Genomic DNA, 21,463 nt, shown 5'->3' on the forward strand with positions numbered 1-21,463 from the left:
CGACGCTTCAGCCCTTCATCGCCTCCCGCGCCGCCTGATACATCATGCGCACGGTCGCCTCACGCCAATGCGACCAGCCGTACTGCTTGGTGATTGCCTCGCCGGATGTGGCGCCCAAGGACGAGCCGTCCGCACGCGTCAGGTCGAACAGCATATCCAGCAGCACCGGATCATGTTCAACACGCTCCGCAAGCTCACGCCCGACCGCAGGATCTTCCGGATCCTTGCCTGTCGCGAACTGGGAGAGTGTCAGATGCTCACGCACCAGCAGCGTCGCTTGGGCGATTATCGGCTTGTCAAAACCCATGCGCCCCAAAATGACCGGCACGTGCCGCGCACCCTCGGCCGCATGGTCGCGCACGCCCGGACGTTTGCCGATATCGTGCAGCAGGCCGGCCAGCAGCAGCGTCGCGTATTGCGTGTCGTCGTACCGCATCCCACTCGGCGCCTCGCGTCCAAGCCGTGAGACGACTTCGATCATATGGCGGTCAATCGTGTACCTGTGCGCTGCGGACACCGACGGCCGGTTGCGTACGCCCAGCCACTCGGGCATCCACCGTCCCGGAAGATCAACGAAATCAAGCTCCTCCCACACAGGCGGCAACGACTCACCCGTAGCCAAGAAGCGGATGAACAGTTCGCGCGTCTCGTCATCCCAACCCTTATCGCTGACCGGGCACTGCTTGAGATTGAGCAGCGTTGACGGATTGATCGGCAGACCGTATTCCGCGGCCGCCACCCCGACCCGCAGCGGCAGGGTCGCGTCCCCGCTCGGGGCGACACCCACGGCGAGCGCCACCTCCTGCTCATGTTCGACCACGCCCGGCGCGATGGTGTTGAAGGTCGGCGCCTCGCGTTTACCGCCGGAACGCGGCTGGAACATCTGGAAGAACGCAAAGCGCGGTTTCTCATGGGTAAGCGTGTGCCGTGCGTGCGAAGCCGTGGAATCCAACGAGAACGCAATACGACGACCCAACGTGGCCAACAGGGTCTGCAACCCTTCAACCGCATCAGCCTCACGCTCGCCTTCAGGCAAGGTCGGATCGGCCAGGCCGAGCATCGCAGCGACTTTCGGCTGATAGGCAGGCAACAGCAGATTGGTCTCCTTGCCCGCGACCACGTGCAGGCAGTCGCGCACATCCAACAGCCGTTCGACTGCCTCGTCATAGGAGCCGTGGGGCCGGTCGGCAAGCCAGGATGCCGCGAGCGCGGACACGAGCACTGTGTCGCGCAGGCCGCCGCGAGCCTCTTTGATATCAGGCTGGTTCAAGTACGGGAGCCTGCCGAACTCCTCAAGACGTGAGGACGCTGAATCGAGCAGTTCCTGCAATCGTTTGCGCGCCGCTTTGCGCCATCGTTCGAGAATGGATTTCGCTGTGCTTTCTATCAGAGCCGTATCCCCTGCAACCGGTTGCACGAACAGCCATCCCATGGCCGCCGGCAGGTCATGGTCAGTCACCGATTCGCATTGCTGCCGAGTGCGGACCGCATGGTCAAGGTCAAGGCCGCTGTCCCACAGCGGATACCACAATTTGTTCGCCAGCTGGTTGAGCTGGTCGTCCTTCAGGGTGTGCGGCTCGACCATGAGCACGACATCGATGTCAGAGCTCGGACCGATCTGTCCACGGGCGAGCGAGCCTACCGCGGCGAGACCCACGCCATGATCCGGCACGTCAAACGGTACTGATTCGACCGCTTCCCGCCACAAGTCCCGCAGGCTGGACATCGCAATATCCGTGCGCTGCCTGCGCTTGTCTTTGCCGTGACGGTAGATACCGTCGACGTCGGGCTTGCTGACATCCATGAAGCGTTGTTTCAATCCATCTACCGCAGAAGCCATGTCCCCTCCAATGAGCCATGTTTCCTGATTCCCGGGCTTGTCGCGCAGTTGCCGCGATCAAACGCCCGAAAACGGGTGAACTATTCCGGCGCTTGCCCGCAGACGTGGGGCGCATAAAGAATCCCCGCACTGCGCCAGCACGTGCGGGGACCTGTCTTATCAATACCCGACCGTCAGCGCCACGGCAAACAGACGAAACCGCGACACCGGGGACGGGAGCTTTCAGATGGCGGCCGAACCGGTTTCGCCGGTACGGACGCGAGTCACGGAGTCAAGAGGCGTGACCCAAACCTTGCCGTCACCGATGGTTCCGGTGCCCGCGGACTTCACGATCACACCGACCAGCGTTTCCGCGTCGGCATCATCGGAAAGCACTTCCACGCGGATCTTCGGAATGAGATCCACCGTGTATTCGGCACCGCGGTAAACCTCGGTGTGGCCGCGTTGGCGACCATATCCATTGGCTTCCGAGACGGTCAGGCCATGCACGCCCGCAGCTGCGAGCGCCTCCTTGACATCATCAAGCTTATGGGGCTGAATAATAGCGGTAATAAGCTTCATCTCACTTCACCTCCTTGAGGACAGAGCTGGCAGTGCCAGCGAAATCATATGCGCGCTCGCCCTGGTCGGCCATATCGATGCCGGCGACCTCCTGGGCTTCGGTGACACGCCAACCCATCGTCTTCTCAAGCGCGAAGGCGATGATTGAGGTCACCACGGCGGAGTACAGGATGGCGACCAGAGCCACCAGGATCTGGACGACCAGCTGCCGCCAGCTGCCGCCGGTGAACAGGCCGGTACCCACGCCGAAGAAACCGATGAGCACGGTGCCGATCAGGCCGCCGACGCCATGGACGCCGACCACGTCGAGCGAATCATCATAACCGAATTTGAATTTCAGACCACACGCCAGGCAAGTGACCACACCGGCGATCGCGCCGATCACCATGGCCCACAGCGGGGAGACCACATCGGCTGCCGGGGTGATGGCGACCAGACCGGCCACCATACCGGATGCCGCACCGACCGCAGTGAAGTGGCCGGAACGCACCTTTTCGGTGAAGCCCCAAGCGAGCATGGCGGCGGCGGCTGCAGCGGTCGTACTGACCCACGCGTAGCCGGCGACACCGTTCGCGCCGAACGCGGAACCCGCATTGAACCCGAACCAGCCGAACCACAGCAGGAACGCACCGAGCATGACGAACGGGACGTTGTGCGGACGAATCGGCTGGGTGCCGAAGCCTTTGCGCTTGCCGATGATCAGCACGATGACAAGGGCTGCGGTTGCCGCATTGATGTGGACGACCGTACCGCCGGCGAAATCGTGGGCTGCGGCGCCGAGCGCCTGTGAAATAGCGCCTGTCGGGGACAGCAGGCCGCCGTTCCAGACCATGTGCGCCATCGGGGCGTAGTCGAAGGTGATCCACAGGGCCACGAACAGCATCCACGTGCTGTACTTCACGCGTTCAGCGATCGCGCCGGTGATCAGCGCGACAGTGATCATCGCAAAGGTCGCCTGGAACGCCACGTTGATGCTGCCCGGATAATCACCGGACGTGTTGGCTGCCGTGAACACGCCGTCCTTGGCTACCATCGAGTCCTTGAGCAGGAAGCCGGTGGCCGGATCGCCGAAAATCCCGCCAATATCCTTGCCTGCGTAGGCGATCGACCAGCCCCAGAACGTCCAGATGATGGCGGTGACCGAGATTGCGGCCGCCGACAGCATCAACATGTTCAAGACTGCTTTCGCGCGGACCATGCCGCCATAGAAGAACGCCACACCAGGCGTCATCAAAAAGACCAGAGCCGCAGATGTCAACATCCACGCTGCATTTCCGGTGTCCATACAATTACCTCCCTCTCCGGCGCCCACCTTGGACGAGGCGGGCGGGCGAGCGAACCACTCATTAGTAATCCCCGTGGGGACTGACATGGTCATGGAACGCCCGCCGGGTTTTCGGAACGTTACGGAATGTTACGCCGAAGTTACAGCGTATTGGACATTTCCGCGGTCTTGTCTCGAATTCCGCGCTTTGCGGGGGTCTGCGGATGGGACGCATCCACCCAGTTGATGACCACATTGTGGGCATTGTCCGATGGCCGGCCAGCTCAAGACTGGCGGCACAAGGACGACTGCCTGTCTGCTACTTGGCGGCGGCAGCCTCCTTCGCCGGGGTGCCGACGGCGGCAGCGGCTTCAGCTTCGCGGGCGATACGGGCTTCATAAGAGTCCTCACTCTTGGTGAGCACACTCGGCTCGAAATCAGCGTAGGCCGCGACCAGACCGTGTTCAGGCAGATCAAGGCCAGACAGCTCTTCCTTGGCAGAGACGCGCAGGCCGATGGTGTGCTTGATGACCCAGAAGATGATGATCATCGTGACCGTGGTCCACGCCGCAACCACGGCAACACCCAACAGCTCAACGCCGAAGAGCTTCAAGCCGCCGCCGTAGAACAGGCCTCCATCCTTGGCGAACAGGCCGACCAGCAGCGTGCCGCCGGCACCGCAGCAACCATGAGCGGCGAACGCGCCGACCGGGTCATCAATCTTGAACTTGTTTTCGACGATGGACGCGGCATACACGTAGATGAACGCGCAAATCAGGCCGATGAAGAAGGCGCCGACCGGGCTGACCACATCGCAGCCCGCGGTGATGCCGATCAGGCCGGCGAGCGCGCCGTTGATGGTCAGGCCGACATCAGGCTTGCCGTACTTCTTCCAGGCGAGGAACATCGCGGTGAGCGCGCCGACAGCGGCCGCAAGGTTCGTGGTGATGAAGATGCTGCCCATCTCCACCCACGTGTCCTTGCCATCAGCGGTGATCGTGGAGCCTGGGTTGAAGCCGAACCAGCCGATCCACAGCAGGAAGATGCCGAGCATCGCCAGGGTGATGCTGTGGCCCGGAATGGCGCGCGCCTTGCCGTTCTTGTCGAACTTGCCGATACGCGGACCAAGGAAAATCGCGCCGATCAACGCGGAAATGCCACCGACCATGTGTACGACCGTGGAACCGGCGAAATCGTGGAAGCCGAGCTGTGCGAGCCAGCCATCCGAATTCCAGCACCAGTGGCCGGAAATCGGGTAGACAATCGCGGAAATCAAAGCGCTGTAAATCAGGTAAGCGGAGAACTTCGTGCGTTCAGCCATAGCGCCGGAGACAATGGTCGCGGATGTCGCGCAGAACACGGTCTGGAACATCAGATACACCATCGTCGGAACGTACTGGTTGTACTGGTAGTTGCTCATCACGAAGAAATCAGGCTTGCCGATGATGCCGCCGATGGACGGGCCGAACATGATGCCGAAGCCGAAAATCCAGAACAACACCGTGCCGATGCAGTAGTCCATGAGGTTCTTCATGGCGATATTGCCGGCGTTCTTTGCTCGCGTGAAGCCTGTCTCCAGCATCGCGAAGCCGGCTTGCATCATGAACACCAGCGTCGCGGCGAGCAATGTCCAAATGACATTGGTCGATGACATGGCACCCACTTCCTTTCCTCTCTTATGGATGGCCGTCTGAATCCGAAAGACGCGGACACGGGTCCGGACGCGAGGCCCCAAGAACCGGCCTCAACCCGCTGGCCTCAGCCCGTCTCTTGTTGTCCCGGATTCTGGCAACCATGCTAAACAGGCGGATTTCCGGGGAACGCATGCCTTGTTACACGCAGGTCACGTAGATTGCGCGGAAGTAACGGACGATACCGCGGCGAGATTACAGTGATTCCTATATATCCGGCACATGGCATCGAACAGCTTGGATTCCCGCGTCTTGCGGCTCATGCAGTCGTGTGGAAACAGTTGGACGCCAATGCCCGAAATGTCCAACTACCGAAGAGAGAAGGTTCCGAGATGGCGGTATTCGTCGCGACATTGTGCGCAATCCTGGTTCTGACCATGCTGTCCGGCGCGATTTGCCGGAAAACCGGGCTGCCTGAAGTCGTCGGCCAAATCGTAGTGGGCATCGTGTTCGGGCCGACCGTCCTGGGGTTGATGCAGCCGAGCAGTTCGACGGAATTGTTCAGCAATATCGGCATTATCGTGCTCATGTTCCTAGGCGGGGTGGGTTGCGATCTGGGGCTGCTGAAGCGCTATTCCAAGGCGGCGCTCATTGTGGCGTGCATGGGTGTGGTCGCGCCGGTGCTCATCATGGGCGGGGTGAGCATGGTGTTCGGGTTCGACCTCATGTCGTCCCTGTTCATCGGCGTGGTGTTCTCCGCGACATCCGTGTCGATTTCGGTGGCGGTTTTGAAGGAAGCGGGGCGTCTTGACACGAAGGAAGGCGCGTCGATTCTGGGCGCGGCCGTCGCGGATGATGTGATCGGCGTGATTCTGCTCAGTGTCATGAGCACGCTGATCAGCACGGGCAGCGTGTCGTTCCAGCAGCTCGGATTGATTGCGCTCAAGCAGGTCGCGTTCTTCGCGCTGACCGTCGTGGTGGTGCTGTGGGTGGCGCCGTGGCTGATGACCTTCGCCGCACTGCTCAAAGCGCCGAGTGGCATTGCGATCATGGCGACGATCATCTGCCTGGCGATGGCCTGGTGCTCGGAACTCGTGGGATTAAGCTACGCGGTGGGCGCGTTTTTTGCGGGCATCGCCGTGAGCCGCAGCGACTACCGCGAGCAGGTGGATCGAGATATCGAGCCGATTGGCGACTGCTTCTTCGTGCCACTGTTCTTTGTGAGTATCGGTTTGAACACCGAGGCCGTGCACGACATGCATCTGGTGTGGTTCATTGTGGTGATGACCGTGCTGGGTGTCATCACGAAGATTGTCGGCTGCGGGCTGGGAGCGCGGATGGCCGGCTTCAACGGCCGCAGCTCCATCATCATCGGCACGGGCATGATTCCCCGCGGCGAGATGGCGCTGATCACCGCACAAATCGGCTTCTCGCAGCATATTCTGTCGGACGACTACTATTCGACGATTATTTTCACGATTTCGCTGGTGACGCTCATCGCGCCGCTGTTCTTGAAGGCTGCGCTGCGCGGGGCTCCGGCGCGGGATGATGCGGCTGAGGCTGGGAGCGCGAAGACAGAAAACGTCATCGAGACCGAAAGCGAAGCTACGGACATCATCGATGCGCAGACGGCAGACACCAGCGCGGTCGGGATGGCTGCACCAGTCGCCTGACATGTTATGACCCGTCCAGATTCCATTGCCGGCGCGGCCAGCCGATGATATGGGGCGCTGAATCGAGATTCGGCGGGTGTATCCGCGCTATCTGTAGTACATGCCGGAAAGCAACTCGCTTATCAGGGTTCGATGAGCGTCAATACCGCAAGAGAACCATGGGAAATCCGCTGTCTGTACTCGCCGGTTTGATCGGCAGCGAACCCTCGTAGCAACGATATGTTCCGCAACGTACTACAGATATGCAAGATGCTGCGGGATGCTGCACATACCTCGATACCGCGCCTAGCTATCAGGAGACCGATGGCCGCAACCGGACACGTAAGCCGTATGTAGTGCCGCCGTAGCGTCACTGCATACGGCGGCACCGAGTGTTACATTCAGGCGAGAATACCGTCGACGAAACCTTCCGGGTCGAACGGCGCCAAATCATCCGGCCCCTCACCCAAACCGACCAGCTTGACGGGCACACCAAGCTCCTTCTGCACGGAAATCACAATGCCGCCCTTCGCGGAACCATCCAGCTTGGACAGCACGACACCGGTGATGCCGATCGCCTGGGCGAACACCTTCGCCTGTTCCATGCCGTTCTGGCCGGTGGTCGCATCAAGAACAAGCAGCACCTCGTCAACCGGCAGGTTCTTCTCGGTGACACGGCGGATCTTGCCGAGCTCATCCATGAGATTCGCCTTGTTCTGCAGGCGGCCCGCAGTATCGATAATCAACACGTCGGCGTTCTCGTTCTTCGCACGCTGCGATGCCTCGAACGCGACAGACGCCGGGTCAGCGCCGTCCTTGTCGGAACGCACGACCGGCACGTTGACCTTCGCACCCCAGGTTGCCAGCTGGTCGGCGGCGGCCGCACGGAAGGTGTCCGCCGCGCCGAGCATGACGCTCTTGCCGTCGGCTACGAACAGGCGCGCGAGCTTGCCGGCGGTCGTGGTCTTGCCGGTGCCGTTGACGCCGACCATGATGATGACGCTTGGCTTGTGCGCTTCGGGCTTGTCGGCGTTCAGACGACGATCAGTATCCGTGCCGACCATCGCGAGCAGCTTGGAACGCAAGGCCTCACGCACCTGGGCGGGGTCATGCGTGCCGGTGATGCGGGCGTCATTGCGCAGCTCATCGACGAGCTGTTCGGAGGCATCCGCGCCGACATCGGCCATAAGCAGCGTGTCTTCGACGTCCTCCCAATCAGCTTCGGACAGGTGATCCTTGGCAAGAATATTGAACAGCGCCTTGCCGAAGGGGTTCGCACTGTTCGCAAGGCGCGCCTTCAACCGGGTCATGCGCGAGGTCGCGGATTCCGGGGCGGACTCGGACGCAGCGGAGGAAGCTGGGGCGGGCGTAGGAGTGGAGGTTGCCGCCGGCTCGGGGGTCGCCGCCGGCGGTTCAGGTTCAGACTCGGATTGACCGGATCGTTCAGCCTGTTGCGCCACAATCGCCGTGTCGGCGGCCTCTTTCGCTGCGGCCTCACGGTCTTCACGCGCCTGTTCGGCCGTCTCGATACGCTTCTTGCGCGCACGGTCAGCGAGCACGCCGGCGATAATCAACGCGATGGCGATAACCGCCACCACCACAATCGCAATAATCTGTTGAGTATCCATACCCCCAGCCTATGGTTTTCAAGGGACAGGCAGGACTCTATACGAGGCGTGCACCACGTATGGCTCAACGCCACGCCCATCCGTGTTGATACACTGGGATGCAACGGAAACCACATCGCTGTATTCCGCGCCAACCGCCGACGGCAGGACATGACATGAACACCAAGCGTGCGCTCACCGCACTCACCATATTCGAAGCCGCACAACCCTACCTGTTCTGGCTCATGTTCAGTGTCTGCGCGCACGTGTTCGAAGATGCCAACTGGTTCTCCGACAATCTCCCGCTGATCGCGACCGTGTGGGTGCTCGCTACGGGAATCATCGGAGCGCTGTACATCTGGCTTTCCTGGAACAGTGAATTCCGCTCGCTCGCACGCAATGCGATGATCATCAAACTCGCCCATATCCCCTACTATCTGCTGGTGTTCGCGTGCGCCGCGCTGTCGATCATCCTCTCGTTGAAAATCCCGTTCATCACGGTGGCGGTGTGGGCGTTCTGTTTCATCGCCGACGCGACACTCATTGTGACGAGCGGATTGTATGAACTTGCCGCAGTGATTGTCGGGGTGCGGTACGGACGACTGACACCGGTACAAAGCGCGATGTACGGCATCGCGGGATTCCTGTTCTGCGTGGATGCGGTGACGGCGATCATCCTGTTCGCACAATCACGCCGGGAACCAGTCATGTCTGTCGGCGCGAGGGCGATGCAACCTCCGGCGGCGGGGAGTTACGGGCCCGGCGGGACTTACGGTCCCCGGCCGATGGGAGCGTAAGTGTGCGAGACTGTACGGAAACCCGTGGATAGGTGCGTAAGTGTGCAAGGCCGTATCGTTGCAGCCGCAGGAACCGGGAGATAGTGGCTCATCCCCCACTGCATCGGTATGATACGCACGCAACCGGCAGTTCCTGTGCTGGATTGCGCCCGGCAAACGCAAGATGGGCGCGCAATCCCGGCAACACCGATGAGATACGCACACAATCGCCGGTTCCCGCACCGCCCAGCGTACGGTGACCGGCAGATGTGGACGCATCCCGGACAAGCCGACACTGCCCGATCACAGCAACCCACGAATACGGGCACATCTCAACAGCACCGGCGAAATACGCGTCCATCCGCCGGTTCCCGTGCTGCAGGGCGAACAGGAGCCTCGGGATACACTGCTATCTTTGGGTGCCTTTGAGTACCCACCCGCCAATTCGCCATCCCCTGCCCCACAGCTGAAATCCACAAGAAGTGAGAAACTAGACACTATGGCAAGTAGTTCGAGGATGACGTCGTATCAGCGGCGAGAGCAGCTTATCGAAATCGGGCGGTCGCTATTCGCGTCCAAAGGGTTTGAAGCGGTGAGCGTCGAGGAAATCGCCGCCAGTGCGAAAGTCAGCAAGCCCATCGTCTATGAGCATTTCGGCGGCAAAGAGGGCTTGTATGCTGTCGTCGTCGACCGTGAGATGCGCGCGCTGACCGACGCGCTGATTGGCTCCCTCAATGACGCCGACGCCCATCCCCGGCAGATTGTGGAACGCGCCGCCCTCGCACTGCTCACCTACATTGAAGAGAATCCCGAAGGCTTCCAAGTCTTGGTGCGGGACTCCCCCAGCACTGATCCGACCGGTTCGTTCAGCTCGCTGCTCGGCGATGTGAGCTCCAAAGTCGAGCAGATCCTCGTCGAATGGTTCAAACGCCTGCATCTTCCCGCCAAAAGCGCGCCATACTACGCGCAAATGCTCGTCGGCATGACCGTATTCACCGGCCAGTATTGGGCGGACCGGCCCAAGCTCGGCAAAGAACAGCTCGCCGCGCTGATCGTCAACCTCGCCTGGCACGGCCTGTCCCGTCTTGAAGCGAAGCCAGAACTGCGCTACGAGGGGTCGAAAGCCAAGCGTGCGCGTGAAGCGGCCGAAAAGGCGGCGCAGAAAGCGAAACGCGCGGAGTCGAACAAGGGCAAGACGGCAGACGCAAACGGGGCGCGTGATGGCAGCAGTCATGATTCCGCCACGGAGAGCGATGCCGCCGGCGACATCGACAATACTGACGGTACCGACACCACCGCTGCCGGCACCAACCCTTCCAGCACTGTTACCGCCGCATCATCCGCCCCGACACCTGAAGCATGAGTCCCCATCCTCATCCATCCCCATCCCTCTTCAGGTCTGAACCGGCGGTAACGCATCTGTGAAATCATCATGCAAATTATGGTGATTTCACAGCAAATCGGGCGATTCCGCCTATACGCAGTTCCACCTCGTGGTAGCCTTGCACGGGACATACAGAAGGTGGAGCAATGACCAATTTCACGGACACCACGCCGCAGCCGCAGCCGAATCTTCAACGAGGAACGATTCCATCGGCAGACGTCGATGACGGCGAGCAGCCTACGGGACGCGCGCAAGGGAAAACATTGACCTTCGTAGTGCCCGCATACAACATGGAACAGTACCTCGAACGCTGCGTCGCATCACTGCTCGACACGCCCGACACCAGCGATCTCGAAGTGCTGATCGTCGACGACGGCTCATCCGATACAACCCCAGCACTCGCCGACCGGCTCCAAGCCGCACATCCGGGCGTGGTCAGGGCAATCCACCAACCGAACAAAGGGCACGGCGGCGCGGTCAACACCGGTATCCGCGAGGCCGCAGGCATGTATGTGAAAGTCGTGGACGCCGACGACTGGGTTGGTAGCGATTCGCTCGGCAGGGTCATGGAAACCTTGCGGGCGCAACGCGACGAGCGGGAGCCCGTCGACCTGCTGGTCACCGATTATGTGTATGACAAGGTCGGCAAGCGCAACAAGCATGTCGTGCATTTCAGCAACGTGATGGACGCGAACAAGCGGCTCAGCTGGGACGATTTGCGGCATTTCGGCATCGCACAGTACATGATCATGCACGCGCTCACCTTCCGCACCTCGGTGGTGCGCGAATCAGGTATGATCTTGCCGGAACACACGTTTTATGTTGATTTTATATACTCGTATCAGCCATTCCCGTGGGTCCATACGCTCATGTACCTGGATACGCCGTTCTACCATTACTTCATCGGGCGTGAAGGCCAATCCGTGCAGACCGACGTGATGATCAGGCGCGTGCGGCAACTGCAACTCGTCAACCATCTCATGCTCGAGGCGACGCCCGAACGTGGCACCGTGCCGGACGGGCTGTACCGGTACATGATCCACTTCCTGTCGATCAACAGCGTAGTGACCAGCGTGTTCCTGATTTTGTCACGCAATCGCGAAAACTATCTGGAAAAGGACCGACTGTGGCATGAGATCGATGTCGTCTCGCCGCAAATCGGGCACGATGTGCGGCATAAGCTCGCTTCTCGCGCCATCAACTTGCGTGGACGGACCGGACGTTTCGTCATCCGTCACGGCTACAGCATCGCCGAACACGTCGTCGGGTTCAACTGATCCTCCGGATTCGGCTGGAGCTGTCACCGTCGGCAGAAACAAAACCACAACCCTCTACCGACGCTCACAACACACTCAGCATCGGCAGAAACAGAACCCTCACCTTCTGCCGACACTGACAGACATCCCAGCGTCGGTAGACGAAGAACCATAACCCACTACCGACGCTCACAACCGACTCAGCGTCGGTAGAAGGTGAGGGGGCGGGCTGATTGACGCTCAACAACTGGGACAACGCCACTGGTCTTGGCAGATGCTCAGCGGTCGGACATGGCGAAGGAATTGCGCATCAGGTTGCTGGACGTGTACAGCACCTTGCCGAGCAGCTCCTGGGTTTGCGAGCGCAAGTAATCCGCCATCCGCTGGTTCGCTTGTTCGAGCGCATCACACACCATACGCGAGCCGCCGGCTCCGACGCCGTCAGCAGTTCCTGCCGTACTGGCACCATCCATGCGCACGGCGTCGTGCTTGATGCCTTCGACATCCTCGATATCAGCGCAGCTAACGGCATGCCCGGCACCGGCAATCGCACCCGCACCCGTCGCTCCCCGCAACGCGGCGTCAACGCGAGCGATATGCGCGTGCCCATGCGACATGACGTTCTCCCGGTAATGCTCAATCGCGTTGCTGTTGGACACATAATGCGGGTCGGCGAGCGCCGCAATGATGCGGCTCGTCCAGTAGAACGAGTCGGTCGACACCTCCGCGCTCGTATCGCGCAGATACGCGGGCGTGTCGCGCACGTTCGTGTAGAACGGCGTGAGCGTAGTGAACGGGCCCGAGCCGTATTGCAGCCACATCACCGACCGGTTCGCTTCCGGCTCGTACGGGCGGATCTGCAGCAAGCCCATCTGCCCTGTGCGGTTGATGCCGATCGGGCGGTAGCGGTGCCGCGTCTCCTCCGTGCCGAGCGTGCCGTACGGGTCGTAGGGCGTGTCCTCGAAATGCGAAGCCATGAGGAACGCGACATCCTCAACCGTCACACGGTTCTCCGGCCGGCGACACCACGGAATGTCATCGGATATCGGCGTATAGCGGGCGGCTGGCGAATCCCAGTCCTCGCTCGGGTTCAGATAGCGCTCCATATACCAGGCACGCGGCGTGTTGTAGATATGGTCTTTCGTCGTGCACGTACCGAACAGCGTGCGCGGATTGAACCGGCCAACTCGGTTCAAGCTGTCTGCGCCCATGCCGCGGTCGAGATGATTCACGCGGATGAACTCCGTCAGATCGGCGCTGCACATATGATTGCGGGCATCGCCGAGCGCGTCCTCCACATCGAAATCGTCAAGCCCCAACTGGTTGGGAATAGCGGCATAGCAGTCATCCGGCACACGCTTGGCAATCCAATGATGCCCGCCGATCGTCTCCACATACCAAATCTCATCCACATCCGAAATGGCGATGCCGTTCGCCTCATACGTGCCAAACCGCTCCAGCAACTCCCCCAGCCTGCGCACGCCTTCACGCGCGGAACGCACATACGGCAGCACCAGCGTAATGAAATCCTCCTCGCCGATGCCACCGGGGGTTTCCGGCCGGTAATCAGCATCACCGGGATTGCCGTGGGCCGGCTGCAATTCGACCATCGGGTCGGCGCCGAGCACCCGCTCGTTCACTGCGATCGTCTCGGTCGCGCTCATCGCGATATTGCGCTCGCTGATGCCGCATTCCGCAAGGATGCCGCGGCCGGGCAGCGCGTTCGGGACGATGCTGTAGCGGCACGGATCGTCCGGCAGTTCGATGCTCACATGGCTCAGTTCACTGCGGTAATGCCGCGGCTGGTCAGCCGGATTCACGGCGATGAAGCGTTTCGGATCGTAACGACCGGAACCGGAATCGTCGTTGCGGGCGATCATGGTCGAGCCGTCAATAGTCGCGGTTTTTCCGACAAGAAGCGTAGTACAAGACATGATTCCACTGTAGAACGGCATCGGGATGGGCTGGATCGGCGCCGCAGGGACAGGGACAGGGACAGGGACAGGATGAGAAAAAACGCCGTCCGCGAAAGAATCAACACCCGCGCGGGGACGGGGGCGGGAACGCCGTCCGCGTTGATAGCGGGCGATAGGGGATTGATATAGCCGCACCGCTACCTGCATCCCGCGTACCCTCTAAAGTGGGATGAGGCAATCCGCCGTGAGGGTCCTCGTGAAAGGAGCATCGATGATCACTATCCGTGACGTGCACAAGCGCTACAGCGAACATGACGTGCTCAACGGCATCGATCTTGATATTCCGCACGCGGCGACGGTCACCGTCATCGGCCCGTCCGGATCCGGCAAATCCACGCTGCTTCGCGTGATTGACGTGCTCGAACATGCTGATAAGGGGACCATCGATTTCGGCGACGGTCCTGTTGATTTGGCGACCCGCGACAAGACGACGATTCGCGACATCCGTTCACGAATCGGTTTCGTCTTCCAAAATTACAATCTTTTCGCCAATAAGACCGCGCTGCAAAACGTGACCGAACCGCTGATCTACGCGCAAGGCAAGTCACGCAAGGAAGCCGAAACCATCGGGCGTGAGCAGCTCGACCGGGTCGGGCTCGCCGATTTCGCCGACCGCTACCCCAGCACCCTGTCCGGAGGCCAGCAGCAGCGCGTGGGCATCGCCCGTGCGATCGCCGCGAAACCGGAGCTCCTGCTCCTTGACGAGCCGACTTCCGCGCTTGACCCGGAGATGGTCGGGGGCGTGCTTGAAGTCATTCGGCAACTCGCCTCGGACGGCATGACCATGCTGATGGTCACCCACGAGATGCGGTTCGCCCGGGAGGCTTCCGACCACGTCGTGTTCTTCGAACACGGCAGTATTGTGGAACAGGGCTCGGCAAGCGATATCTTCGATCATCCGTCACAGCCGAGAACCGCGGAATTCCTGCAATCCTTCGCATCCTGACACGCCTGCCGCCCCTCGCAGTCCGTCCAGCCGGCCGCCGGACCCGCGAGGCCCGCGCAACACACACCGCACCGTCCGCCACCCAGCCACCGCGCCGGCACCTGTACCGGCACCCATACCGGAGACGCACCCGAACCGGCATGCATCACATACGTCATCACCCGATATCAACCACACATCAACACATAAAACACATCAACACATAAGGAGAGAAACCATGACCGCACACACTGCACATACGCGCCACGCCCTGCGACTCGCCGCGGCAGCACTCGCAGCAATCATCACCATCGCGCCGCTGAGCGCTTGCGGCTCCTCCAGCTCGTCCACGAGCGCGCTGCAGGAAGTCAAGAACAAGGGAACGTTGGTCTTCGGCACCGAAGGCACGTACGCGCCCTACAGCTACCATGATTCGAAAACCAACAAACTCACCGGCTACGACGTGGATGTCGCCACTGCCGTCGCCAAAGACCTCGGTGTGAAGGCTGAATTCTCCGAAGCGAACTTCGATTCGCTACTCGCCAGCGTGGATTCGAAGAAAACCGACAGCGTGGCGAATGAAATCACCGTCACCGCCGAACGCAAGGCGAAATACGATTTCACCGAGCCGTACGCCTACTCATACGGCGTGGTCGTCACCCGCAAGAACGACAATTCCATCAAATCCTTCGACGATATCAAAGGCAAGAAAGACGCCGGGCAGAACGGCAGCAACTGGGCGAAAGTCGCGCAAGATAAAGGCGCGACGCTCGTGCAGGTCAACGATTTCTCGCAAGCCGTGGAAACCCTGACCTCCGGACGTGCCGACGTGATTGTCAACGACGGGCTCGCTGTGCTCGACTACCTCAAGCAGAAGCCGAACGCCGATATCAAAATCGCCGTGAAAAGCGAGAAAACCCCGGCCGCGCACTTCCCGCTGCGCAAGGGCAGCGACGACCTGACCGAAGCGATTAACAAGTCCATCGCCAAGCTGCGCAAAGACGGGACGCTCAAGAAGATCTCTGAGAAGTACTTCGGCGAGGACATCTCAACCAAGTAACGCTCGGTTGCGCTGGAAACTGAAAACCGGCATAGATTACGAAAGGAGCCGCAATGGACGGCAGGGTCTGGCAGATAGTCGTCGATTCATTCGGCAGACTACTGATTCCAGGAATCACGGTGACGATTCCACTCACCTTGGTTTCCTTCGCCATTGGCTTGGCGCTGGCGATCATCGTGGCGCTCACCCGCGTGGCACGTACGCCGGTGCTCACGCAAATCGCGCAGTTCTACGTGTGGGTGTTCCGCGGGACGCCGCTGCTCGTGCAGCTGTTCGTGATCTTCTTCGGCCTGCCGTCCATTGGCGTGACCATTCCGGCGATTCCGTCCGCTATAATTGCGTTCTCGCTCAACGTGGGCGCCTACGCGTCCGAGACCTTGCGCGGGGCGATTGAAGCGGTGCCGCGCGGACAGTTCGAAGCCGGGTATGCAACGAATATGTCGTATGTGACGGTCATGCGCCGCATCGTGCTGCCGCAGGCGTTCCGGTCGGCGTTCCCCGCGCTGTTCAACACGTTCATCTCGCTGGTCAAGGACACGTCGCTTGCGGCGAATATCACCGTCGTCGAGATGTTCATGACCGCGCAGCGCATCACCGCCGTGTACTATGAACCGCTCGCGCTGTACCTTGAGGTCGGGGTCATCTATCTGCTGTTCTGCACGGTGCTTACCTGGGTGCAGCACTGGTGCGAGCGGCGGTTGGCGGCGCACAGCTGAGCGCGGGGCGCTGTCTGTTTTGCGCGGACCGCGAATCCTGATGCCGGACAGATGCATCCGCCATCGTCTTGCCTTAGCATAGGCAACCAACACGCGGGGCGAACGGAAGGGAGCCCCGCCGGCAACCATCAATGAAAGAAGGAACCATGAGCGATATCAACGTGTACGGCGCAAGCTGGTGCGGCGACTGCAAGCGGGCCAAGGAGGCGCTGAACCGGTTCGGCGCGGCGTTCGACTGGCACGACATCGAGCAGGAGGACGGCGCCGCCGACAAGGCCGTGGAAATCAGCGGGCAGAAGCACATCCCGGTTGTCCAGTATGCGGACGGATCGTTCCAAGTCGAGCCGTCGGCCAACGACATCAAGGCGAAACTGCAGGAGCTGGGCGCGCTGCCGGCAGAGGCGTGAAGCGTGGACTGTCGGCCGTATCCTGAACCACGTGGGACGCGGCCGACAGTCCGCGACAAGCCGTGACACGGCGTGCCGGTCGAGCCATGGTGTACAATACCGTTTGTTGCCCCTCTAGCTCAATTGGTTAGAGCAGCGTCCTTTTAAGTCGTGGGTTGTGGGTTCGAGTCCCACGGGGGGCACGCTTTCCTTCCATCTTCCCCTTTGATCTTTGTGAGGCTGCGGGGGTTATCGTGTTCTTGCGTCGTCCTGTGGCGTTGTGAGGCTTTGGCTGGGGTCTGTTTCCTGCTGGGGGTTCCAGGTGATGCCGTAGGAGTTGTAGAGCTGGTCGAACCGGCGGACTGCTTGGCTGACAGCGTGTGGGTTGTCGGGGTTGAACCGGGTGTCTTGGAGGATGGTGAAGGCTTGGTCGATGATGCGGCACATGTCATGCACGGTAAGGTTGTCGGCTTGTTTTTCCGCACCTTGTCTCATGACGGGTCTGTGGTGGTTCATGCTGGCTTGCCATTCCAACGCGGCCAGGCGTGTGCTGCGCGGATCGGCGGCCCAGCGGCGGCGCAGCTGTTTGAGGGTGAGTTCTTTGCCGAGGTCGTAGGCGTTGAATCGTTGCCGCCATCCGTCTGCGCTTTTCCATGTGATGGTGTAGCCGACGACCTGGCTGGCATCGGTGAAATCTCCTTTCCTGACGCCTTTCTTCAGTCGGGGGTCGATTATGAGTCCTTCCCCGCGTATTCTGCGGATGAACTCATCCTCGCTGTGTGAGTCTTTGGCCAGAGCGGCTACGAGGAGGCCGAGTTTCTGCTTGGGCATGGCATCCGCTTTGACCTAGTTGGTCAGGTTTTGCCGCTGCTTGGTGGTGAGTGTGTTCCAGTCGCATCCAGGGTGGGGTTCCGCCCAGTCGTGGTGGGCTTTCCATTGGGCCCATTCCCAGTATTCGGCTTGTTGGAAGCAGATGACCTGCCGGTTGGCAGTGTAGCCCAGGGCTTGCAGATAGGGGTAGGTCTCTTCCATGCCGCGGCAGGCTTCTTGTGCTTGGATCCGGTCGTGATAAGGGTTGTACCAGCCTTCTTTTCCGGCAAGGTTGACCATGAGGTGGATATGGTCGTTCCCTCTCTTGGATAAACCATGCCGGACGGCAATCCATGCCGCCTCGTCCAAGCCCATGCGTTTCAGGTAGTCTTCCGCCAAACCAACCCACTGTTGGTCGGTGAGGATGTCATGGCCGGCTTTAATGGCCAGGCTGCAATGCCAAATCCTGTCCTTACCGCCCTGTTTCTCCGGATTGTGTTTGCCTCGCCGGTCGGGAGGATTATCCTCACCCTCCCGTTTCAGCCTCAGGTAGTTCCTGTCGAACTGCTTCTCTATTCTCCGGAAACTGTCCGCCGGCTGGCCGTCCAAGTCGAACTGGCCAGTAAGATCACTGCTGGTGGCGATCACATGCGGGTGATGATGCTCATTGCGCGACCCGGACCGAAGAGATACCTCAACAGCCCCGCGGGATTGCTGCCTCTGGTGATGTTCGGAATCATACTAACCATCATGCGGACAATTGACACAGTAATCGGGTGGAAAACCTCCTTCCACCCAGGAGGAAAGCCATTTTCTGCGATGCTAGTAGGTATGGAAATCAGAGGAACACACAACCAAAAAACACTTACACGATGCTCCCCGCAATAGGGAGATCCATATCCGCGTGACCGAGCAGCAGCTCTCAGACATCCAACAGAAAGCTCATGAAGCCGGCGTTAGCGTGAGCAAGTATCTGATACCCCATGCTCTCATCTCGAGCAAACCATCCACACCAAGCAGGAAGACGAGAAGAACACGACGCTACAAGCAATCCAGGTGGAGATCCACCGTATCGGTGTGAACATAAACCAAATAGCACACCAGACAAATTTGGATAAGAAAGTCGATTTCCGGGGAATCCGTGCCTTTTTAAAAGAAATTGATTCGCGAACTCGCGGAATCTAGAAGCACCATCATTGAGTTTCTTATCGTGAATAGCTGTTTCCTATTCATAACACGTTTGGCATATTTCGACAACTTCTTTTACTGAAAAGGTAACGATAAACGGAATCCGTGTATGCGTAGCGTGATATTATGCATGTGCGGAAACTCAAAGGAGAAATAGATGAAGATAGCAAAATTGAAGCTCTCGAATTTTCGGAGCTATTCTCAAGATACAGAAATCGATTTCGACGATTTGACTGTATTCATCGGTAAAAACGATATCGGTAAATCAACCGTTCTCGAGGCACTCGACATATTTTTCAATGACGGAAAAGGCACGGTGAAAATTGATAATGCTGATGCAAATGTTAATAACGCAAAAGGAGGGGATCACGATATTTGTATTTCTGTTATTTTTAAGGACTTACCAGAAAAAATCGTCATCGATTCAAGTGTTGAGACAACATTAAAAGACGAATATCTACTGAATTCAGATTCAGAATTAGAGGTTATGAAAAAGTACTCCGGAGGTAAGAGCCCTAAGGTCTTTATTAAGGCGCAACATCCATCGAATCCGAATTGTTCAGATTTATTGCTGAAGAAGAATTCTGAACTGAAGAAAATCGTTAAAAACGAAAATATTGAGTGCCAAAACCAATCCGTTAATGCATTCCTGAGGAAATCAATCTGGGAACATTATTCGTCTGATTTAAAACTAGCAGAGACTGAGATTGACGCCTCAAAAGAGGATGCCAAGCAAATTTGGGAGAAATTATCGTATTATATGCCTGTCTATTCTCTATTCCAGTCAGACAGAAAAAATAGTGATGCCGACAGCGAAATACAAGATCCCTTGAAAGAAGCAGTTAAGGAAATATTAAATGACGAAAATCTGAAAACGACTTTAAACCAAGTTGCAGATGAAGTTCATAGTAAATTGAATGATGTCTCAATCCGGACATTAGCAAAACTGAAAGAAATGGATCCTGCAATTGCAAACAGCCTCACCCCCGTCATCCCTCCTACGGATTCGTTGAAATGGGCCGATGTTTTTAAAGCAGTATCCATCTCCGGCGACGACATCCCGATTAATAAAAGAGGCAGCGGCGTTCGACGTCTTATCCTCCTAAGCTTCTTTAGGGCTGAAGTGGAAAGAAGAATCCGGGAAAACGACAACTCCGGCGTAATTTACGCAATCGAGGAACCAGAGACCTCTCAGCATAATGAGAATCAGAGAAAACTGATTGAAGCTTTAAAAAAGTTAGCCGCCATGCCAAATGTGCAGATAATCCTGACAACCCATAGTGCATACATTGTTAAGCATCTTGAGTTCCAAAATCTTAGACTAATCACAAAAGACAAGAACGATATCCGCAAGATCAGCAACGTGCAGCCAAGACAATTAAGATACCCCTCCTTGAACGAAGTGAATTTCACTGCTTTCGATGAAGCTACCGAAGAATACCATGATGAGCTGTATGCGTATATTGAGGGCGAAGGATGGATGAACGAATATAACGCAACATCTGCGGTAGCCCAGACACAGCGAGAGTACATTGCACTCAAGCAAAATCAAGCCAGAGAACACTGGACGGTAACGTTGACAACCTATATCAGGCACCAAATTCATCATCCGGATAACACTGAAAATACAAGATATACAAAGGATGATTTGCTAGATTCTATTAATATGATGCGTGATTTCATCGCGACAAAAAATTCGAGCCAGAAATCGAAATAGGGTAAATTCGGCTAAGCTGACTGCGGTATGCTACTACTCTTTAGTAGTGGAACACCACAGTCAGCTTAACCACAGGAATTAGCCTAGATTGCATCCATTATGCTAAGCGGATTCTGGTATGAATCCACTTGTTCATAGACAACATCATCAGCCGATACCTCGTTAAACAGTTTCTTTGCACATCTAATCTTTGCCTGTTCTATTGGTCTAGGATCCGTGCTGCTCATTGAGTCTTTTGTCCCGGCAATGAAATAGATATGTTTTACCGTCCCTTCCTGGAAGGCGATGGCCCAGTCCGGTGCGTAATTTCCAACTGAGGTTGGTATTTGAAAATCCACGCGGCAGCTTCGCATAAACAATAACCTTATCATCCAAGTTATCGCCCTAAAATAAATATTATCGGAATCCGCACCTCTAGACGTTCTATCTCTTCCAACTGACTTATTCTGTTCGAATCGCAGTGTCTTTGTAATTGGCGTATTTGCCGTAATGATAGGCTTCCTTTTATCTGGCCGAGTAAACTGATAGCGTTCCTTCGGCATATAGGAACCAAAGTTATTGCTTATAATCCCCGCAGGCGTTGTGCCCGTAAGCGTGTCGGGGTGTCGGACTTGGTTCCTGTGTCTTCATGGGGTGATGAGGACACGATCGAACAGGGCCCCGGAGTGTGGATTGTGCGGGGCGAGGATGAAGAAGAACGGCCATGACCGGCTC

The 21,463-nt window shown here is 58.2% G+C and carries 20 protein-coding genes and 1 tRNA gene; 12 read left to right on the plus strand and 9 right to left on the minus strand.

The window, feature by feature from the left end; genetic code table 11:
- Positions 1-7 precede the first annotated feature (7 nt).
- The 4 genes from BBOU_RS04690 to BBOU_RS04705 form a co-directional block, all read right to left on the minus strand.
- Positions 8-1,840 (minus strand): [protein-PII] uridylyltransferase family protein, encoded by a 1,833-nt coding sequence (locus BBOU_RS04690; RefSeq protein WP_026503469.1) that lies wholly within the window; start codon positions 1,838-1,840, stop codon positions 8-10.
- 222 nt (positions 1,841-2,062) lie between these two features.
- Entirely contained in the window at positions 2,063-2,401 is a 339-nt protein-coding gene (locus BBOU_RS04695) for a P-II family nitrogen regulator (protein WP_015449732.1), read from the minus strand.
- Position 2,402: 1 nt separating this feature from the next.
- Positions 2,403-3,686, minus strand: a complete 1,284-nt coding sequence (locus BBOU_RS04700) for an ammonium transporter (RefSeq protein ID WP_026503468.1) — start codon at positions 3,684-3,686, stop codon at positions 2,403-2,405.
- Between the two features lie 298 nt (positions 3,687-3,984).
- The gene (locus BBOU_RS04705) at positions 3,985-5,319 is read right to left on the minus strand and encodes an ammonium transporter (protein WP_033490612.1); all 1,335 of its coding nucleotides are present in this window, start codon (positions 5,317-5,319) and stop codon (positions 3,985-3,987) included.
- A 369-nt stretch (positions 5,320-5,688) separates the two neighbouring features.
- Between BBOU_RS04705 and BBOU_RS04710 the strand changes: the two genes are divergently transcribed.
- Complete coding sequence (locus tag BBOU_RS04710; protein ID WP_238552040.1) at positions 5,689-6,969, plus strand: cation:proton antiporter; 1,281 nt, start codon at positions 5,689-5,691, stop codon at positions 6,967-6,969.
- Between the two features lie 380 nt (positions 6,970-7,349).
- On the opposite strand, the gene ftsY is transcribed toward BBOU_RS04710, so the two are convergent.
- Positions 7,350-8,576 (minus strand): signal recognition particle-docking protein FtsY, encoded by a 1,227-nt coding sequence (gene ftsY, locus BBOU_RS04715; protein ID WP_026503467.1) that lies wholly within the window; start codon positions 8,574-8,576, stop codon positions 7,350-7,352.
- A 155-nt stretch (positions 8,577-8,731) separates the two neighbouring features.
- Between ftsY and BBOU_RS04720 the strand changes: the two genes are divergently transcribed.
- The 3 genes from BBOU_RS04720 to BBOU_RS04730 all read left to right on the plus strand — a co-directional run bounded on the left by BBOU_RS04720 (position 8,732) and on the right by BBOU_RS04730 (position 11,992).
- On the plus strand, positions 8,732-9,352 hold the full coding sequence (locus BBOU_RS04720; protein ID WP_026503466.1) for a DUF6652 family protein: 621 nt from the start codon (positions 8,732-8,734) through the stop codon (positions 9,350-9,352).
- A 496-nt stretch (positions 9,353-9,848) separates the two neighbouring features.
- On the plus strand, positions 9,849-10,694 hold the full coding sequence (locus BBOU_RS04725) for a TetR/AcrR family transcriptional regulator (protein WP_238552051.1): 846 nt from the start codon (positions 9,849-9,851) through the stop codon (positions 10,692-10,694).
- Between the two features lie 167 nt (positions 10,695-10,861).
- Positions 10,862-11,992 (plus strand): glycosyltransferase family 2 protein, encoded by a 1,131-nt coding sequence (locus tag BBOU_RS04730; RefSeq protein ID WP_081815574.1) that lies wholly within the window; start codon positions 10,862-10,864, stop codon positions 11,990-11,992.
- A 257-nt stretch (positions 11,993-12,249) separates the two neighbouring features.
- On the opposite strand, the gene BBOU_RS04735 is transcribed toward BBOU_RS04730, so the two are convergent.
- Positions 12,250-13,905, minus strand: coding sequence for a C69 family dipeptidase (locus tag BBOU_RS04735; protein ID WP_026503464.1), 1,656 nt, complete (start codon positions 13,903-13,905; stop codon positions 12,250-12,252).
- 253 nt (positions 13,906-14,158) lie between these two features.
- Between BBOU_RS04735 and BBOU_RS04740 the strand changes: the two genes are divergently transcribed.
- From BBOU_RS04740 to BBOU_RS04760, 5 genes are all read left to right on the plus strand, one after another.
- A complete protein-coding gene (locus BBOU_RS04740; RefSeq protein WP_026503463.1) occupies positions 14,159-14,893 on the plus strand; it encodes an amino acid ABC transporter ATP-binding protein in 735 nt (244 codons plus the stop codon).
- A gap of 217 nt (positions 14,894-15,110) precedes the next feature.
- Positions 15,111-15,932, plus strand: a complete 822-nt coding sequence (locus BBOU_RS04745) for a transporter substrate-binding domain-containing protein (protein ID WP_051616896.1) — start codon at positions 15,111-15,113, stop codon at positions 15,930-15,932.
- Between the two features lie 53 nt (positions 15,933-15,985).
- Positions 15,986-16,648 carry an amino acid ABC transporter permease gene (locus BBOU_RS04750; protein ID WP_026503461.1) on the plus strand — a complete coding sequence of 221 codons (663 nt, stop codon included), beginning with the start codon at positions 15,986-15,988 and terminating at the stop codon, positions 16,646-16,648.
- 146 nt (positions 16,649-16,794) lie between these two features.
- Positions 16,795-17,055: a mycoredoxin gene (locus BBOU_RS04755; protein WP_026503460.1), complete on the plus strand. Its 261-nt coding sequence runs from the start codon at positions 16,795-16,797 to the stop codon at positions 17,053-17,055.
- A gap of 108 nt (positions 17,056-17,163) precedes the next feature.
- Positions 17,164-17,237, plus strand: a tRNA-Lys gene (locus BBOU_RS04760).
- A 46-nt stretch (positions 17,238-17,283) separates the two neighbouring features.
- Here BBOU_RS04760 and BBOU_RS09420 read toward each other — a convergent pair.
- Both BBOU_RS09420 and BBOU_RS09425 read right to left on the minus strand, forming a co-directional pair.
- The gene (locus BBOU_RS09420) at positions 17,284-17,865 is read right to left on the minus strand and encodes a hypothetical protein (protein WP_238552043.1); all 582 of its coding nucleotides are present in this window, start codon (positions 17,863-17,865) and stop codon (positions 17,284-17,286) included.
- A 15-nt stretch (positions 17,866-17,880) separates the two neighbouring features.
- Positions 17,881-18,492: a relaxase/mobilization nuclease domain-containing protein gene (locus BBOU_RS09425; protein WP_238552045.1), complete on the minus strand. Its 612-nt coding sequence runs from the start codon at positions 18,490-18,492 to the stop codon at positions 17,881-17,883.
- A 256-nt stretch (positions 18,493-18,748) separates the two neighbouring features.
- Here BBOU_RS09425 and BBOU_RS09665 point away from each other — a divergent pair, with 256 nt between their 5' ends.
- From BBOU_RS09665 to BBOU_RS04770, 3 genes are all read left to right on the plus strand, one after another.
- Complete coding sequence (locus BBOU_RS09665; RefSeq protein WP_420885369.1) at positions 18,749-18,925, plus strand: hypothetical protein; 177 nt, start codon at positions 18,749-18,751, stop codon at positions 18,923-18,925.
- Entirely contained in the window at positions 18,901-19,029 is a 129-nt protein-coding gene (gene mobC, locus BBOU_RS09430) for a plasmid mobilization relaxosome protein MobC (protein ID WP_274518415.1), read from the plus strand. Before BBOU_RS09665 ends, mobC begins: the two co-directional genes overlap by 25 nt.
- A 160-nt stretch (positions 19,030-19,189) precedes the next feature.
- Entirely contained in the window at positions 19,190-20,749 is a 1,560-nt protein-coding gene (locus tag BBOU_RS04770) for an ATP-binding protein (RefSeq protein ID WP_026503459.1), read from the plus strand.
- 83 nt (positions 20,750-20,832) lie between these two features.
- Here the strand turns inward: BBOU_RS04770 and BBOU_RS09530 are convergent, their stop codons facing one another.
- Positions 20,833-21,291 carry a restriction endonuclease gene (locus BBOU_RS09530; RefSeq protein WP_338010547.1) on the minus strand — a complete coding sequence of 153 codons (459 nt, stop codon included), beginning with the start codon at positions 21,289-21,291 and terminating at the stop codon, positions 20,833-20,835.
- Positions 21,292-21,463 lie beyond the last annotated feature (172 nt).

Origin of the sequence: Bifidobacterium boum (assembly GCF_000741535.1) — a bacterium.
GTDB classification, from domain to species: Bacteria; Actinomycetota; Actinomycetes; order Actinomycetales; family Bifidobacteriaceae; genus Bifidobacterium; species Bifidobacterium boum.